Annotated in this window: 14 protein-coding genes and 1 riboswitch; of the genes, 6 read left to right on the forward strand and 8 right to left on the reverse strand. The window is 32.8% G+C overall.

The features are described 5' to 3' along the window. Positions 1 to 94 precede the first annotated feature (94 nt). Positions 95 to 1,114: an ABC transporter substrate-binding protein gene (locus tag LN736_RS00460; RefSeq protein ID WP_150356923.1), complete on the reverse strand. Its 1,020-nt coding sequence runs from the start codon at positions 1,112 to 1,114 to the stop codon at positions 95 to 97. A 77-nt stretch (positions 1,115 to 1,191) separates the two neighbouring features. Beyond that, positions 1,192 to 5,487 carry a 2-hydroxyacyl-CoA dehydratase gene (locus tag LN736_RS00465; RefSeq protein ID WP_150356924.1) on the reverse strand — a complete coding sequence of 1,432 codons (4,296 nt, stop codon included), beginning with the start codon at positions 5,485 to 5,487 and terminating at the stop codon, positions 1,192 to 1,194. Between the two features lie 318 nt (positions 5,488 to 5,805). Here LN736_RS00465 and LN736_RS00470 point away from each other — a divergent pair, with 318 nt between their 5' ends. The 3 genes from LN736_RS00470 to LN736_RS00480 all read left to right on the forward strand — a co-directional run bounded on the left by LN736_RS00470 (position 5,806) and on the right by LN736_RS00480 (position 7,858). Then, the gene (locus LN736_RS00470; protein WP_150356925.1) at positions 5,806 to 6,564 is read left to right on the forward strand and encodes an ABC transporter ATP-binding protein; all 759 of its coding nucleotides are present in this window, start codon (positions 5,806 to 5,808) and stop codon (positions 6,562 to 6,564) included. Continuing rightward, positions 6,564 to 7,367, forward strand: a complete 804-nt coding sequence (locus LN736_RS00475; RefSeq protein WP_150356942.1) for an ABC transporter permease — start codon at positions 6,564 to 6,566, stop codon at positions 7,365 to 7,367. Before LN736_RS00470 ends, LN736_RS00475 begins: the two co-directional genes overlap by 1 nt. 131 nt (positions 7,368 to 7,498) lie before the next feature. Next, entirely contained in the window at positions 7,499 to 7,858 is a 360-nt protein-coding gene (locus LN736_RS00480) for a tetratricopeptide repeat protein (protein WP_150356926.1), read from the forward strand. Between the two features lie 50 nt (positions 7,859 to 7,908). Here LN736_RS00480 and LN736_RS00485 read toward each other — a convergent pair whose 3' ends face one another. The 3 genes from LN736_RS00485 to LN736_RS00495 all read right to left on the reverse strand — a co-directional run bounded on the left by LN736_RS00485 (position 7,909) and on the right by LN736_RS00495 (position 11,391). Next, entirely contained in the window at positions 7,909 to 9,096 is a 1,188-nt protein-coding gene (locus tag LN736_RS00485; protein WP_229980408.1) for a transglutaminase-like domain-containing protein, read from the reverse strand. A 115-nt stretch (positions 9,097 to 9,211) separates the two neighbouring features. Then, positions 9,212 to 10,063: a recombination regulator RecX gene (gene recX / locus LN736_RS00490; protein WP_150356928.1), complete on the reverse strand. Its 852-nt coding sequence runs from the start codon at positions 10,061 to 10,063 to the stop codon at positions 9,212 to 9,214. Positions 10,064 to 10,158: 95 nt separating this feature from the next. Beyond that, positions 10,159 to 11,391 (reverse strand): M16 family metallopeptidase, encoded by a 1,233-nt coding sequence (locus LN736_RS00495; RefSeq protein ID WP_229980410.1) that lies wholly within the window; start codon positions 11,389 to 11,391, stop codon positions 10,159 to 10,161. 152 nt (positions 11,392 to 11,543) lie between these two features. Here LN736_RS00495 and LN736_RS00500 point away from each other — a divergent pair, with 152 nt between their 5' ends. Together LN736_RS00500 and LN736_RS00505 are read left to right on the forward strand one after the other, a co-directional pair. Beyond that, the gene (locus LN736_RS00500) at positions 11,544 to 13,124 is read left to right on the forward strand and encodes a DEAD/DEAH box helicase (protein WP_150356930.1); all 1,581 of its coding nucleotides are present in this window, start codon (positions 11,544 to 11,546) and stop codon (positions 13,122 to 13,124) included. Positions 13,125 to 13,278: 154 nt separating this feature from the next. Next, positions 13,279 to 13,860 (forward strand): flavin reductase family protein, encoded by a 582-nt coding sequence (locus tag LN736_RS00505; RefSeq protein ID WP_179977910.1) that lies wholly within the window; start codon positions 13,279 to 13,281, stop codon positions 13,858 to 13,860. 30 nt (positions 13,861 to 13,890) lie between these two features. Here LN736_RS00505 and LN736_RS00510 read toward each other — a convergent pair whose 3' ends face one another. Both LN736_RS00510 and greA read right to left on the reverse strand, forming a co-directional pair. After that, a complete protein-coding gene (locus LN736_RS00510) occupies positions 13,891 to 14,352 on the reverse strand; it encodes a YbaK/EbsC family protein (RefSeq protein WP_150356932.1) in 462 nt (153 codons plus the stop codon). 151 nt (positions 14,353 to 14,503) lie between these two features. Further along, positions 14,504 to 14,605, reverse strand: a riboswitch (SAM riboswitch). A 103-nt stretch (positions 14,606 to 14,708) separates the two neighbouring features. Further along, positions 14,709 to 15,173: a transcription elongation factor GreA gene (gene greA / locus LN736_RS00515; protein WP_150356933.1), complete on the reverse strand. Its 465-nt coding sequence runs from the start codon at positions 15,171 to 15,173 to the stop codon at positions 14,709 to 14,711. A gap of 425 nt (positions 15,174 to 15,598) precedes the next feature. Here greA and LN736_RS00520 point away from each other — a divergent pair, with 425 nt between their 5' ends. Next, positions 15,599 to 16,444, forward strand: a complete 846-nt coding sequence (locus LN736_RS00520) for a YitT family protein (RefSeq protein WP_150356934.1) — start codon at positions 15,599 to 15,601, stop codon at positions 16,442 to 16,444. 48 nt (positions 16,445 to 16,492) lie between these two features. Here LN736_RS00520 and LN736_RS00525 read toward each other — a convergent pair whose 3' ends face one another. Then, complete coding sequence (locus LN736_RS00525; RefSeq protein ID WP_229980413.1) at positions 16,493 to 17,608, reverse strand: DUF917 domain-containing protein; 1,116 nt, start codon at positions 17,606 to 17,608, stop codon at positions 16,493 to 16,495. Between the last annotated feature and the right edge of the window lie 20 nt (positions 17,609 to 17,628).

Below are 17,628 nucleotides of genomic sequence, written 5' to 3' on the forward strand. Positions count from 1 at the left end.
AAAAATATTTAAAATCACAGAATTCAATTTAAAATATTTTTAGAGCTGGCTCCCCCCCCCCTTTACAGTGGGTTGACCCAACTCTACATCATGCCTATTTAACGGCTTTTTCCGCAAAAGAATTATTCACTATTTTGTCAAAAGGAGGTCTTTCAGGTATCAAATCTGATTTATATGATTGTATTACATCCATAAGTCTATTTAAATCCTGTTCTTTTATAATCGGAGTATCAGCATAGGCCTTTATATTCCTGTAGTTTTTTATTACAGATTTTAGTACATCCTCATCAGTTCCCGGGAAGAAGGATTTTATAGCCTCAGCTACTTCTTCATCACTGTGTTTTTGAACCCATATCTGCCCTTTATGAATGGCATTTGTAAATTTCTGTATTAACTCAGGATTCTTCGATATATAAGACTTAGTGGCAAAATAACAAGTATAAGGCAGTACACCAGCAGATTCACCTACAGAAGCCTGTATATAACCATTTTTATCCTTTTCCAGCATACTGGCAGTGGGTTCAAAAAGAGCCACATAATCTCCTGTATTGGCTTTAAATGCACCTGCTGTTGCAGTATAAGCCAAATTAGTTATTAAATTTACATCTTTTCCGGGCTGTATATTATTTTTTTTAAGTACATATTCTAAAGCCATTTCTGGAACTCCACCAGGTCTTCCGCCAATTATGGTCTTTCCCTTAACGGATTCCCATTTAAAATTCTTCTGCTCACTCCTACCCACTAAGAAGGATCCATCCGTAGCAGTCAATTGAGCAAATAATACAGGAAAATCCTTTCGCTTTTGATTATATATATAAATTACCTGCTCTGGTCCGCAAAAGCCTATATCACAGCTGCCGCTTAATACCTGCTGCATTGTCTTATCTGCTCCCTGACCTGTAGTAAGATCTATATTTATACCCTGTTCTTTAAACATTCCCTTGTTTATCGCCACATACATTGGTGCATAAAATGCAGATCTTGCCACTTCATTCAACTTTATATTAACTACGGAATTAGCACCTTTTTTGCTATTTCCACAAGCTGCAAAAATGGTAACTATAAAAATAAAGCACAATAGAACAGAATAGAGCCCTAATTTTTTTCTTATCATATATCCTCCAAAAAGCAATTTTAATATCTATTCATAATATGAGTATAATGTAAATTGTGTTAAAGCCTTTTGGATTTTTATTTATTTCCATCCTCTACAAGCACTGCCTGGGGAACCAGTTTATTTTTACGGCTCTCCACTGCGACTTCACTTTCCATGGATTTAAATGCCACTGACAACATGAGCTTTAACCTGTTTAACTGATTTACCTCACTTGCACCTGGATCATAATCTATAGTTGCAATATTGCTTCCTGGATACCTTCTTTTTAGTTCCTTTATCATTCCCTTGCCTGTTACATGATTAGGCAGGCAGGCAAAAGGCTGCATACACACAATATTTTTTACTCCGCTTTTTATAAGTTCTATCATTTCAGCTGTCAAAAACCAACCCTCTCCTGTCTGATTTCCAATGGACAATATTTGTGAAGCATCTTTTGCCAGCTGTTCAATATTAGATGGTGGAGCAAACCTTTTGCTGTTTTTCAGTGCATCTCTCATATATCGTCTAAAATATTCAATAAATTTTATTGCCCCTTCATTTATAATTGTACTTAAATAGCTTCCAGACAAATATCTGTGCTTGAATTTAGCATCATAAGCACTGTACAATAAGAAATCCGTCAAATCAGGGACTACTGCTTCGACTCCCTCTTCTTCCAATGTATCCACAATTCTATTATTGGCAGTTGGATGAAATTTAACCAATATTTCTCCCACTACTCCTACTCTTGGTTTCCGTATATCGGTCACTTCCAGATTGTCAAAATCATCTACTATATCGTAAATATTTTCTTTAAATTCTCTGTGAACACCGTTGGCAACATTTCTCTTGCATTTTTCAATCCATCTTTTATAGAGTAAATTTGCAGATCCCGGTATTTTTTCATAAGGTCTCACCCTATACAATACTCTCATAAATAAATCCCCATATAAAAGCGCTATCATGGATTTATTTATAAGTTTCGGTGTGATTTTAAATCCAGGATTTTTCTCCATTCCAACTACATTCACAGATATTACAGGTATATTTTTCATTCCAGCTTCTTTTAATGCCTTTCTCAAAAAGCCTATATAGTTGGTTGCCCTGCACCCCCCACCTGTCTGGGACATCACTACAGAAGTATTATTCAAATCATATTTGCCAGATTTTAATGCCTCTATCAACTGTCCTACCACTATTATGGAAGGATAACATGCATCGTTATTTACATATTTCAGTCCCTCGTCAACAGCTTTTTTATCAACAGAAGGCAGTACTTCCAAATTATAACCTGAATTTCTAAATGCTTCCTGCAAAAATTGAAAATGTATAGGCGACATTTGTGGACATAATATAGTATGATTCTTTCTCATCTCTTTAGTAAACATCACTTTTTTATAATTGTCCTCAACCCTATGTGGCTTAAAGCCTGCCTTTTCTCGTTCTTCAAGAGCTGCTTTCAAGGAACGTATCCTTATTTTAACTGCTCCAAGATTACTTCCCTCATCAATTTTCAGTACCGTATATATTTTCTCATATTTATTGAGTATTTCCTGAGTTTGATCCGTAGTAACTGCATCCAATCCACATCCAAAAGAATTCAATTGAACGAGCTCCAAATTATCCTGGGTATTTACAAAACTTGCTGCAGCATACAACCTGGAATGGTAAACCCATTGATCTACCACACGAAGCGGCCTCTCCACAATGCCAAGGTGAGCTACTGAATCTTCAGTAAATACTGCCATACCATAGGATGTAATTATATTGGGAATCCCGTGATTTATCTCCGGATCAACATGGTAAGGTCTTCCAGCCAGCACTATTCCCTTTCTTCCAGTTTTTTTAAGATATTCCAGTACTTCCTCTCCCTTTGCCCTTATATCCCTTTTCATTCTTTTATCTTCTTCAAAGGCTTTGTCTACAGCATCGAATATCTCCTTTTCAGGAATGTGAAATTCCTTAAGTTCTTCTACAAGTCTTTTCTTGAGTCTCTCCTTATTGTTCAGTGGTAAAAATGGATTTTTAAAATTAATATGTCTTTCTCTGATTATATCCATATTATTTTTTATAACTTCAGGATAGGAAGTTACCATTGGACAATTATAACTATTATTGGCCTCTTTTTGCTCCTTCTGCTCATATGGTATACAAGGGTAGAATATAAAATTTATTCCCCTCTGTATCAGATTCATTATGTGGCCGTGAACTATCTTGGCAGGATAGCAGGCAGATTCCGAAGGTATAGTTTCTATACCAAGTTCATAAATGCGTTTTGAGGAACGGGCTGACAATTCCACTCTAAACCCCAGCTGAGTAAAAAAAGTAAACCAGAATGGATAGTTTTCATATATGTTCAAAACCCTAGGTATACCTACCTGTCCTCTATTTGCCTCATCTTTTTTGAGAGGTATATAATTAAATATTCTCTTGTATTTATAGTCATAGAGATTCGGTATATCTAAGGTTTTCCTCTCAAGACCTGCACCCCTTTCACATCTGTTTCCAGATATAAATTCTTTTCCATCTGAAAATTTATTTACAGTCAACAGACAATTATTAGCGCATTTCCCGCATCTTCTCATTGTAATTTCCGTTGAAAATCTATCCAGCTCAGCTGAGTTTAACAGTGACGTCTCATGCTCCGGTTCAAATCTTTCCCTGGAAATAATAGCAGCTCCAAATGCCCCCATAAGGCCTGCTATATCCGGTCTTATCACTTCTCGCCCGGATATGATTTCAAAAGCTCTCAATATGGCATCATTATAGAATGTGCCGCCCTGGACTATTATCTTTCTACCTAGTTTCTCAGGATCTCTTATCTTTATTACCTTAAATAATGCGTTTTTTATAACCGAATAGGAAAGTCCTGCTGAAATATCTCCTACAGAGGCTCCCTCTTTTTGGGCTTGCTTAACCCTTGAGTTCATAAAAACAGTACACCTGGAACCCAAATCCACGGGCTTTTTAGAAGTTTCTGCAGACTTAGCAAAATCTTTTACACTCATATTTAAAGACTTGGCAAAAGTCTCTATAAAGGAACCACACCCGGAAGAGCAGGCTTCGTTCAACATTATTTTATCGATTACTCCATCCTTCACTTTAAGGCATTTCATATCCTGTCCGCCAATATCCAATATAAAATCCACCCCAGGCTGAAAGAACTCTGCTGCTTTATAGTGGGCAATAGTTTCAACTTCACCTATATCTACAGATAAAGCTGCCTTTACAAGTCCTTCCCCATATCCTGTAACTGTTGAATTTACTATTTTAGCACCTTCCGGTAATTTTTTATATAAATCTTTCAATATATCCACTGTAGATTTCAAGGGATTACCTCTATTACTTCCATAAGAAGAATACAGCAAATTTCCATACCCATCAATTAGAGCTGCCTTAGTGGTTGTAGAGCCTACATCTATCCCCAGATAACAGTTTCCGCTAAATCCTTCCAAACTTCCTCTCTTCACCGAATTCCTGCTGTGCCTTTCTCTAAATTCTTTTAATTCATTTTCATCTTTAAAAAGAGGCCTTAATGTTTGTATATCCTCACCCGAAGACTTATTTAAATTTGGAAGTCTATCTATTAAATTTTTGAAAGAAATAGGTTTTTCATTTTTAGATGAAATCGCAGCACCAAGTGCTACAAATAATTGAGAATTCTCTGGGAAAAACACTTGTTTATCTGTAAGTTTTAAAGTTTTTATAAATCTTTTTCTAAGTTCAGATAAAAAATATAGGGGTCCACCCAGGAATGCTACATTACCCCGTATAGATTTTCCACAAGCAAGTCCGCTTATAGTTTGATTTACCACCGACTGAAACACAGATACTGCAATATCTGACTTATCAGCCCCTTCATTTAAAAGCGGCTGTACATCAGTCTTTGCAAATACACCGCATCTGGCCGCTATAGGATAAATCACCTTATAATTTTTAGCCAGCTCATTTAAACCCTTAGCATCTGTTTGAAGCAGCGATGCCATTTGATCTATAAATGCTCCGGTTCCTCCTGCACAGGTTCCATTCATTCTCTGATCAATTCCGCCCTCAAAGAAGGTTATTTTAGCATCTTCCCCTCCTAATTCTATTGCAACATCAGTATCTGGAATAAATCTTTCTATAGTATTAGTGCAAGCTACAACCTCCTGTATAAAGGGTATATTAAGCCATTTAGATACAGACATTCCTCCAGAGCCTGTGACCATTACAGTGATATCTGAATCCTTTAGCTTTACATAGGCATCTTTAATAATTTTAGCTATAGTATTTTTTATATCAGAAAAATGTCTTTGATATTTTTGATAGATTATACTGTCTTTTATATCCGATACTACTATCTTTACTGTAGTTGAACCTATATCAAGACCTACGTGAAATAAATTTTTCATAATCAATCACCTTTTAAAATTAATAATTTAGACTAATTTTATAGACTTTAAAACAACATATTATCTATAAATTGCAGATGTATGTACATATATTATAACATATGAACATGTATCTGCAATTCTAATATATTCCATTCTAATATATTCTGAATACCCTAATTTTATAATAATATTCCTAATGATGTGGATTTTTAACACCATATTGTACTCATTCATATAATAGATTATAACTTAATTTTACCTTATATTAAATAATATAAAATTAGAATTTCAACCTATCTTTAACACCTTAAAACACAGTTATTAGGAGATGATATCTTGAATAAATTAGTTGTAAACAACATCTATATGAATTATCATTCACCCAAAAACTCTACTAAAGCCTTGGAAAATATAAGTTTTGCTGTAGAGAAAGGTGAATTTTTAAGTATAGTAGGCCCTTCCGGATGTGGTAAAACCACTCTTTTAAATATAATATCAGGTCTTATAAAACCGTCCCACGGCGAAGTATATATAGATGATGAAAAATTAACTTCTTTTTCTTCCAAAATGGGATATATGTTTCAAAAGGATCAGCTGTTTGAGTGGCTGAATGTATGGGATAATGTATTTCTCAGCATTAAAATACAGCATAGATCCACAGTTAAATATAAAAATAAAATAGCTGCCATGTTAAAAAATTATGGCCTGTGGGATTTCATTCATCATTATCCTGAAGAGTTATCTGGAGGAATGAGACAAAAGGTAGCTTTAATAAGAACTCTGGCACTAGAACCGGAATTTCTATTATTAGATGAACCCTTTTCATCATTGGATTACCAAACCAGATTAAACATAAGTGATGAAATATTTAAGATAATAAAAAAAGAAGGTAAAACTGCCATAATGGTAACTCATGATATTTCAGAAGCCATATCAATGTCAAACAGAGTCATAGTTCTTTCCAAAAGGCCTGCAAAATTAAAAAGAATCTACAATATAGATTTTGAAGGGAATCATGATTCCCCCCTAAAATGCAGAGAAGATCCTAAATTTAGAATTTATTTCAATAATATTTGGAAGGAGTTGAACAATTGATTATGGACTATATAAAAGAACGTGAAGTATATTTAAAAAATGTCAATACGCGAAAGAAAAAAATCATAATAAGCAGAATAGCCATTTTAATAGCTTTTTTTATGTTGTGGGAAATTGCTGGAGATTTAGGGTGGGTGGATCCTTTTTTGACAAGCACTCCTTCCAGAATGTTAAAAAACCTGATAAAACTTTATGCTGAAGGAAATCTATTTAAACATATTGGTATAACTTGCATTGAAACAATATTGGGTTTTTTACTCAGCACAATTATAGGTACTTTCATCGCTGTACTCCTATGGTGGTCTGATTTTGTTTCAGATGTATTGGATCCTTATGTAGTGGTATTAAATGCTCTTCCCAAAGTTGCTCTGGCTCCTATAATAATATTTTGGGTGGGTAATGGAATACCTGCTATCATTTTAGTAACCGTATTGATTTCAGTAATTGTAACCATATTGACTGTACTAAATGGGTTTAAAGAAGTGGATAAAGATAAAATTAGGCTTCTTCAAACTTTTGGCTCATCAAAATTTCAGATTTTAACTTACCTTATAATACCAGCTTCCATACCAACATTGGTATCTTCCTTAAAAATAAATGTTGGACTTTCCTGGGTGGGAGTAATAATGGGAGAATTTCTGGTGGCAAAAGAGGGACTTGGATTTTTAATAATATATGGCGGCCAGATATCACAATTGGACACAGTTATGTTGAGTATAATAATTCTTTCAATCTTAGCTTATGCAATGTATGAAGCTGTATCAATAGTTGAAAGAAAGCTGAGAAAAAAAATGTTTCACTAAAAGATTTCGTTAAAATGCCTTTCTGGCATTTTAACTTTTTAAATGGAAAATATTTTAGAATATTTTTTCTAAAAATGGATATAAATTTATTAAGGGATTACAAAATAATATATAATCTAAGGAGGAGTAAAATGAGTTATTTTCAAAAAGCCAATGAGTATTACAATTCAAAAAACTATAAAAGAGCCATTGATATGTATGAAAAGGCAATAAAAATAAAGGATAATGAATCATCTTCACTATACAATTCAGCCGTATGTTTTATAAAATTGAAAGAATACAGAAAAGCAATTGACTTGTTGAATTCCGCAATTAAATTAAAAAGAGAAAGTAAATATTTTTTTAATCTTGGATATTGTTATACCATGTTGAAAGATAATAAAAAAGCTCTCATATACTTTAATAATGCATGGTGTTTAAATAATGAAGACTCAGATTGTGAAAAAGCCATAGATAACATACTTAAAAATTACATAGCAAAATCAAAATAAACAAATACCACTCTTTTTCAAATCAGAGTGGTATTGATCTTTTTGACTTTCTACCATTCTCCTATCACCTGTGCATTTTTGTGATCAACCTGAAATCTTCTGCTGTTAAAATAATTTCCTCCCTTATAAAAAGTAGTATCTACATTTATCCATTTATTCTGTTCTGGAATATAAACTTGATTCCAGGCATGGCTTACCCAGCTTATTCCATTAAATCCCTCGCCAGTTATTAATCTCACTTTCATGTTATTGGCCCTGGCCATAGCTACATACAGGCAAGAATAATCAAAGCAAATTCCCTTTTTGGAATAGAATGTGGGAATTGCTCCTGACTTCACATTAAAATCATTGTTCAACACCTTGTTGGCTTTCTCATTATCATAATTTATATTAGTTCCTATCCAATTGTACAGCATTTCTGCCCTTTCAGTAGTATTACTTCCCTCTGAAGCAAGATCCCTGGCAAAACTGTTGATCTCTGAGTTTGATTTAACACCTTCATCCAGTGTAACTCCGTTATAATATACTATGGTATTTTCATCATTTTTTACTCTATTTAAATTACCTGCATCTTTTACTTCATTTGAATTTGGTTCTCTTATAACTATCTTGAAAGAATTATCCAATACATTTGGCAGTTGTTTTGCAATAGTTGAATTGGTAACAGGTATTATTATTTCCTTGCAGATATAATTATAGGGCTTTGAACCTTCCATATACTTATTTAACTTTGAATTTATATTAAACATGGACATTATATTTAGTACAAATGTAACTAAAAGCACATAACATATCGCCTTAGGAACTTGAGATACCACTCCAAGTATTCTTTTAAAAGTATTGCTTTTGGATCTCAGAAATCTATCTATGCTGTCAAGTACAGGGTAAAATGTAAGATAATTAAGTAAATCTAAAAACAATTTTATAATTTTATAACATATGAACACAAACAGTGGAATTGCAACTGCATATACTATAAAGTTATTGTTCTCAAGATACTGTGAAAGATTGTCGGGTATTAAATTATATATTCTCTCATATATTCCTCCATCATGCTGTATAAATACTTTTTTCCCAAAATATGTGCCCATTATTAAAGATATTATAAATGAAACACTTCTACTCACATCACTTATATCTAACTTCAATGCATTAGAAGAAAACTTAAACAAAAACCCCTTTACAAGGGGATATAAAAATATCAATCCTATCATCAATGTTATAGGATTCACTTTCATAATCATAATCACCTCTAAACGGCAAAAAGTTTCAAATCCAAATAATAAATTTTAATTATATATAGTAAATTCTAAATTATTTTTTCAGTACAGTCAAAAGGTAATATATTCTAAATTAAATAGAGAAATCCTCCATAATCTTTCCTAAAACCTTTTTTATATCTTCCCATAAGTATCCCCTTCGCAGCAAATATGTCCCTATTTTTCTATATATTTTATTCCTGTCCTCTTCTGATTTTATTGCTATCTGGTATCTCTTCTGAGCGATATTGTACAACTTATCTATATCATTTTCACTTAAATGGATTCTTTCATCCTTTCTATTGAAATCATCACATTTGTTTAATATCTTTCGAAGTACGTCTTTAACTATGCTATAGTCATACCCTTTTCTTGTCAAATAATCTCCTAATTTTTTATATATTATTTTTGTACTATTTTCATTTTTTGAAATAGCATCATATTTTTTTTGTGCTATATTTAAAGCAGTCTTCTCCTCAAAACAATTATCTATTGAATTCAATTTTTCATTCAGAAGATTTTCCTCTATTCCTTTTTTCATTAAGGAATACTTAATTTTATTTCTACCCTGGAAATTAATCTTCTCCTTTATATACAGTTCTACAAATTTATTATCATCTATAAATCCATATTTTTTCAAAAAATCCATGACTTTTGCAACAGTTTCCTCGTCATATTGCTTTTCAAGCAATTTATCTTCCATTTGTTTTTCCGTCTTATAGGTTTTTTCCAATACTTTAAGTGCAGAATTCTTGCATCTCATATAATTATTTTCAGCTGCTACACTTTTTAAATATTCTATATCTACAATTTTTCCTTTAAATATATTAAATGTATATATGAGTTCTAAATCACAGGAAAAAGCAAACTCTCCATCTACATATACATTGGCTTTTTCTCTATTCCTTCTTTGAACTTCAATTTTAGTTATTACATGTTTATCCATAATTTCCTCCCTAAATACTAGTTCAATGCGCAATTAATGAAGGCTTTCGGATAAGATCAAAAATCAGCTCTGAAGTTTGTCTAAAATAATTTCTTCTAAGACCTTCTCTTGAGTATATGAATAGTAGGTTCCCTAAAAACAGCCCTGGCTACTTCATATATATCTTCTTTCCCTATATCTTCAATTTTTTCTATATCATAGATAAATCTGTATATGCTGTCTCCCCTCATAGCTTGATGCAGTACATAATTTCCTAAGTCCATAGGATCCTCTAGAGTAAATACCACTGCTGTTTTTAATACCTTTTTCATCAGAGTCATCGTATTATCATTAAAATTTACCTTCTCATTCTTCATCTTGTTTATGCAATCTTCAATGACACTAACGGCATCTCTTATGTTTTCTTCTCTTACAGAGGTATATATATACAAAGTTTTTATATAGTCCGATAAATCTAAATCACTATATATATCATAGGCAAGTCCTTCTTCTTCCCTTAGCTTTCTAAACAAAATAGAATTGCTGCTCTCTCCAAATTTGTGATTTAATATTCTAAGAGCTAATTCATCTTTTTCACTCAATCCGTAAAAAGAAAAAAGATATATTATAGTGTTCTGTTCTATATCCCTTTTATAAGAAACTTTTTTGCATGGAAAATTTTTTTCAACTATTATTTTATTTCTACTAAACTCCTTATATTTCCATACTCCAAAATATTTTAGAACCAAATTATAGATTTTCTCATGTTCATAGAAAGAAACCACTGATATAAAGCAATTATTGGGTACATAATATCTATTGTAAAATTCAATCAGATCATCTCTTTGAAATTTACTTACACTATCTTCATTTCCTGTTATATCATATCTCAGAGGCCCTTTTTTGAATGCCAATTCATTTGTTTTTCTAAAACTATATTCTTCAATATCGTCTTTGTTGGTTCTTATTTCAGAAAGTATTACATCTCTCTCTTTTTCAATTTCATCTGCGGGAAATATTGAATTCATAAGCATATCAGAAATAATATCTAAAGACTTTTCTAATTCTATCCACAATGCTGTAATGCTATACACTGTAGAACCATTATCCGTATAAGCATTGTATTCTCCACCTAAGGTTTCTAAATTCACATTCAATCTTTCATTATTTCTAGATTTCGTGCCCTTAAAAAGCATGTGCTCAATAAAATGGGATATACCTTTTTCATCAATGTTTTCATATATGGCGCCAATTTTAATGCCAGCATGTAAAGCCATTATTTGTGTATCCTTCTTTATAGTGATAAGTTTTATACCATTAGGCAGAACACTTTCTTTAGCATCAAACATATGAAATTCTCCTTTAATTCATCAGTATATTCTATTATAGTTTATATCATTATAAATAAAAAGTATTTAAATCAAATTAAAATTTGATAATATGTATATACTATGATATGATAAGTTTTGTTTTGTAATATAAAAAAGAAAGAGGAATTTTAATGAAAAATATTGATTTTAATAATTTAGGCTTACATTCTAAAGTCCTCCAGGCCATAGATAATATGGGATTTGAAGAGCCTTCTCAAATTCAAGCGGAATCAATTCCCATAATATTAGAGGGAAAAGATGTAATAGGTCAGGCACAAACAGGTACGGGAAAAACCTTGGCCTTTGGAGCACCAATGCTGAGTAAAATTGATTGCAATAGTAAAAACATTTCATCTATAATAATCACGCCTACTCGAGAGCTTGCCATTCAAGTAAATGACGAACTATCCAGAATTGCCAAATTTAGAAAAATATCACTGCTTCCAATATACGGCGGTCAGCCCATAGAGAGGCAAATTAAAGCCTTGAAAAGAGGCATAGATGTAGTAGTAGGCACACCTGGGAGAATATTAGACCACCTACATAGAAATACCCTGGATTTAAGCAGTATACAATTTCTGATAATAGATGAGGCAGATGAAATGCTGGATATGGGTTTTATAGATGATATAGAAGATATAATCAAAGCCTGCAATTCAAATAGACAGACACTGCTCTTTTCCGCTACCATGCCAAATCAGATAAGAAAATTAGCCTCAAAATACATGAAAAGCGATACAAAATATATAGAAATAGCTAAAAACACGTTAACTGTTGAAAAAACAAAACAGTATTACTATGAAATAAAAAACAAAGATAGGTTCGAATCTCTATGTAGAATTTTAGATGTAGATGAACCCTCCAGTGCTATCATATTTTGCAGAACTAAACGCGGCGTAGATGAATTAGTAGAAGGCCTCCAGTCAAGAGGATACAATGTAGAAGGTATGCACGGAGACATGGGGCAAAATCAGAGGTTGAACACACTTAGAAAATTCAAAGATTCCTCCCTGGACTTTTTAGTTGCCACTGACGTAGCTGCCAGGGGAATAGATGTTGAAAATGTATCCCATGTAATAAATTATGATCTTCCCCAGGACACCGAATCCTACGTACACAGAATAGGAAGGACTGGAAGAGCCAATAAAGAGGGAATTGCCTATTCTCTGGTAACTCCCAAAGAATATATGCTGTTAAAGCAGATAGAAAAATTCACTAAAAGCAAAATAAAGAGAAAAGAAATTCCTACAGTAGATGATATATTTGAAGCTAAATATAAAAATATAGAAAAAAAGATAAGAGATGTTATATCGGAAAACAATTATAAAAATTTTGTTCCAGTAGCAATGGAATTGGATGAAGAATACAATTTGGTGGATGTGGCTGCTGCCCTTATGAAGATAATTTTCGAAAAGGAATTGAGTTTTAATTATAAGGAGAATTCCATAAACATAGAAGAGGAAAATATGAGATTATTTTTTTCCATAGGAAGAATGGATAATATAACTCCAAGAAAGCTGTTGAAATTCATAGCTGAAACCTCTTCAGTGGAGGCCTATGAAATAGGAGATATAGACATACTAAACAAATTTACCTTTATAAGCGTTCCCGAAAGAGTTGGAAACATCATACTTAAAAAATCCAATGGTAAAAAGCTTCAAGGCAGAAGAGTTTCTGTAGAACTGGCAAAAAATAAAAAATCCCATCGTTAAATTAATTTGTCCTATAAGAGCCATGTGAAACCCTGTAAATATCATGAAATATATCCCTATGGTTTCTTTTAGGACTTTTATCCAATATTGACAACAACAACATCAAAAATAGAATTTTAACTCAAAATGTATAAAATAAGTTGGAGGAACCCATATGAATAAATTAAATTTTAAAGGCAGTGCAATGTTAAACCCAACTCCAGTGGTCCTTGTGGTTTCCAAAAGCATATCCAATAAATTAAATATTTTTACAGTGGGATGGGTAAGCACTGTATGTACTAAAAAACCCATTGTCGCCATGGGAATAAGACCTGAAAGGCTTTCTCATAAATACATTAAAGAAAGTGGACAATGTTCTATAAATCTTCCTACAAAAGATATGACTACAATTGTAGATTATTGTGGAGTTGTTTCTGGAAAAAAGGAAGATAAAATCAAACATTTTAATCTTAAACTTAACAAAGGCATATCCATCTCCACTCCATCTCTTGAAAGATCTCCAGTAGCCCTGGAGTGCAAATTGCTGTCAATTACACCTCTTGGAACTCACGATCTATTTTTGCTGGAAATTTCAAACGTAAAAGTGGATAAAAATCTGCTTGATTTAAACAATAAAATACATTTCGAAAAAGCGAACCTTATCTGTTACAGCCATGGAGAATACTACAGCCTAAATTCAAAACCTCTTGGCCACTTTGGATATTCAATCAAGAGAAGAAATAAAGCCCCAAGATAAGGGCTTTTATTTGATCATTTACAGTATTAACTAGCTCTCACAAACATCTATCCACTGTCCATTTACCAAATTGCCAATTACCTCTGGTTTTATTTTAAGGGCAAACTCTTTAGATCCAGCAGCAGGGTATACATATTCAAAATCCCTTATAGATTTATCCAAATATACTTTAATAGGGTTTTTCAATCCAAAAGGACACAGTCCTCCCACAGGATGACCTGTATCTTCCAGCACCTCATCATGACTCAGCATTTTAGCCTTAGTTTTAAAAAACTTTTTGTATTTTTTATTACTAACTCTTAAATCCCCTCTCATAACTATTAATATATCATCATCTTTAACTTTAAATGCCAACGTCTTTGCTATATATTTTGGCTCCGTATGTATGGTTTCTGCAGCCTGCTGAACAGTAGCACCACTATCAGGAAGTTTGAATACTGGATTTTCCATTCCCCTATCTAAAAAATAATTAACTACACTTTCTACACTCATCTTCAATTCCTCCAATTTTTTATCAAATAATTCTTAAGTTCAAGAAATGACATCCATGATTATACATTGTAAACTGTGAATCAAGAAAAGATAGCCTTCAGATAAAAAATCTCCTTATAGATAAGCTATAAGGAGATTTACATACTCATATATCTTATCTTCCAGGTATCACCTGCTGGAATTAGCACCTTAAAATATAATTTTAGGTTGCCGGACATCATGGGGCCAGTCCCTCAGTCTCTCGCGATAAGAATTTTAATATTAATTTTAAATACAGGATACCAGACTATCATTTGTTTGTCAACTCATGTTTTTGTAAAAAAATATTTCGCTAGATAAAATATCCAGCGAAATATTTATAAAATCTTTTCTATTTCCACATCATAATTTCCATCTGGAGATGCAACCGTCGCCCTTTCCCCCACTTTCATCCTAAATAAGGCTTTACCCAGAGGTGATTCTATACTTATTTTCATCTTTTTCACATCTGATTCTACTGAACTTACAAGAGTAACCTGTTCAACTTCATCTATATCACAAAATTTTACTTCTGCCGTTTTATTTATATCGAACACATCTTCATCCTGTGAACTCTCTATTATTACAGCATTTTTAAGTTGACTTTCCAGTTCCTGTATTCTAGTTTCAGTCATAGATTGATCATCTTTAGCTGCACTGTAATCGGCATTTTCGCTAAGATCCCCCTGTGCACGAGCAGATTTCAAGGCAGCTTTTATTTCCACCCTTTTAACCGTCTTTAAATATTCCAATTCCTGTTCAAGTTTTTTTTTGCCTGATTCTGTCAAAATTACATCTTGCATAAATAATTCACCTACTATTCTAAATTTTCCATAATGTAATCAAAAAACCAGCTATTTTTCATGGATTCGCTGTTTTTTTACGTGCTCATTTGCCTTACTATTTTATTATAATATTACTAATTAAATAATACAACCCAAGTTCCAGACAGTCTAGTAAAATTCAGGCCAGCCTTTTATAGATGATTCTTAAAATCAACATAATTATACCTATCAGTATCAATATTGAAAACATGTTGACACAATAATATTTACCATTATATAATATATTTAGTAAGGCATTTAAAAGACATACACACAATTATATTTGCAATTTTTGTATGTATGAGAGCATATGAATCTGAGAGAGTATTTACTTAGATTTTTATATGCTTTTTTTAATGAATAAATTTACAGTCAAGTGTATACAAGGAGGGAGGTTATTTATTATGAAAAATATAAAAGATATTTTTTTCATGTTGATTGGAACATTTCTTGTAGCTTTCGGTACCTATTTCTTTTTAGCTCCAAATCACATTGCCGCCGGTGGCACAAGCGGTATTGCCATAATTATAAACACATTGTTTCCAAATCTTCCTATTGGTCTGTTGATGATGGGAATGGAAGTTATATTATTCACTTTAGGAATTATAATAATTGGCCCTATATTCGGCGGGAAAACCGTATTCTGCAGCTTCTCCATATCTGCACTGATATTTTTCTTAGAAAAAATATATCCACATATAAAGCCATTTAGCAGTGATATTCTAGTTCAGCTTATATTTGGCATATTGATATGTGGAATGGGCATGGGTATAATATTTAATCTAGGCGCTTCAACTGGAGGTACGGATATAATCGCAAAAATAATAAACAAATATACAAAAATAAGCATAGGCAAATCCGTGCTGATAGCTGATATAACCGTAACTATAGCTGCAACTATAGTACTCGGGGTAAACAAAGGTCTTTATGCCATACTGGGGGTAATATTAAATTCTACAATAATAGACAGGGTTATAGTAAGTCTAAATTCCTATAAGCAGGTTGCTATAATAAGTAATCACGGGAGGAATATACAAAATTTTATTATAAAGGAACTTGAGAGAAGCGCCACCATCTATTATGCCAAAGGCGCCTATAAAGATGATAAAAAGGAAGTCATAATTACCATTTTAAATAGAAAACAATTTTTAAAATTGAAAAATTATATAAGACTTTTAGATAATAAAGCTTTCATCACTGTAAATGACATAAATGAGGTATTAGGAGAAGGATTTAGCAATATAGTGTAGAAGATATCCGAAAGGTAACTAGATTACTTTTCGGGTATCTTCTACATATTAATCTAGTGACAATATATCTTCCACTTTTTTGTAAGGTACGTGATATCCAAAAAACTCAGGTCCAAAAATTTCAAGTCCCCTTTTACTTCTCCATTGCTCAAAAGCCTTTAGAGAAAACACCGTAACTTCCATACCCACTTTTGCATAGGGATTCAAAAGTGGCATATTTTTATCATTGTCCACTACATTTATTGAATCTGGAACCGTTACAAACACTTTTCCATTTTTCCAGGAAATTATATTTTCATTTTGAAACCAAATTCTTAAGTTTTGATTTTGATATTTTCCATTACCTTCAATATATATATTTCCAAAAGTAAATCCGGATTTATCTTCCCAACAAACCTTACTGACTTTTCCTTGAAACATGATGAATCCATCAAATTTTTCCACAATATCATAGGCAAAGTTTATATTTTTATTCCTAGCGATTCTGGCGATTTTGCCTACTTCCAGGCACATTGTAACAGTATTTTTGATAAGGGTATTTTTAATTACCTTCCATCTTGCAACATGATCTACCACCCCAACATGATTAAAGCTAGCAACAGCCGCTGCCCTGGCAAGGGCTTCTGCTCTTTCGTCACTTTCAACTTCTGTAAATATCATGGAATCTCCAAGCTTGTCTGCTACACCCATTGGAGTTATAGGTATCCCATTTAAATTATAAGTTGAGTGTTGAAGGCAGGGAACACTTCTTCCCGCAGGATCCGCATCTATTATGGGCTTTCCGGTTCTAGCTGCCACGTCCAGTGCAGATGCCATATTGCCGCCGCCGAGCTCCGTTGTAACTACTCCATATAAGTCCTCTCCCAAATATTCTTCTATTGCATTGACAGCAGCCATTTCTGCAGTATATTTTATTTTGTACATATTTTTATATTTTTCTACCTGATCCTCAGAAAGAGGGCTTATAGAACCACATCCATATGGAGTTCCTACCAGGACCTCATCTTCTATTTCACTTAAACCTGCGAGATAAAATTGATATCCTTCATTAAAAGAACCTTCTACCAATTTTATTCCATTTTCAAGACTTCCTCCTCCACCTGTGCCAACTATTGCAGCTCCAAGCAATATATCTCTCAAGTCCTGCATACTCAGCCTCTTCATAATTAAAGTCCACCTTCCTC

It is taken from the genome of Clostridium aromativorans (assembly GCF_020908015.1).
Taxonomy (GTDB): Bacteria; Bacillota; Clostridia; order Clostridiales; family Clostridiaceae; genus Clostridium_B; species Clostridium_B aromativorans.

Bases quoted from the DNA above. Each gene is read 5' to 3' on its own strand.
- LN736_RS00460 (WP_150356923.1), bottom strand. From the start codon at position 1,114: ATGATAAGAAAAAAATTAGGGCTCTATTCTGTTCTATTGTGCTTTATT.
- LN736_RS00465 (WP_150356924.1), bottom strand. From the start codon at position 5,487: ATGAAAAATTTATTTCACGTAGGTCTTGATATAGGTTCAACTACAGTA.
- LN736_RS00480 (WP_150356926.1), top strand. From the start codon at position 7,499: ATGAGTTATTTTCAAAAAGCCAATGAGTATTACAATTCAAAAAACTAT.
- LN736_RS00485 (WP_229980408.1), bottom strand. From the start codon at position 9,096: ATGAAAGTGAATCCTATAACATTGATGATAGGATTGATATTTTTATAT.
- recX (WP_150356928.1), bottom strand. From the start codon at position 10,063: ATGGATAAACATGTAATAACTAAAATTGAAGTTCAAAGAAGGAATAGA.
- LN736_RS00495 (WP_229980410.1), bottom strand. From the start codon at position 11,391: ATGTTTGATGCTAAAGAAAGTGTTCTGCCTAATGGTATAAAACTTATC.
- LN736_RS00500 (WP_150356930.1), top strand. From the start codon at position 11,544: ATGAAAAATATTGATTTTAATAATTTAGGCTTACATTCTAAAGTCCTC.
- LN736_RS00505 (WP_179977910.1), top strand. From the start codon at position 13,279: ATGAATAAATTAAATTTTAAAGGCAGTGCAATGTTAAACCCAACTCCA.
- LN736_RS00510 (WP_150356932.1), bottom strand. From the start codon at position 14,352: ATGAGTGTAGAAAGTGTAGTTAATTATTTTTTAGATAGGGGAATGGAA.
- greA (WP_150356933.1), bottom strand. From the start codon at position 15,173: ATGCAAGATGTAATTTTGACAGAATCAGGCAAAAAAAAACTTGAACAG.
- LN736_RS00520 (WP_150356934.1), top strand. From the start codon at position 15,599: ATGAAAAATATAAAAGATATTTTTTTCATGTTGATTGGAACATTTCTT.
- LN736_RS00525 (WP_229980413.1), bottom strand. From the start codon at position 17,608: ATGAAGAGGCTGAGTATGCAGGACTTGAGAGATATATTGCTTGGAGCT.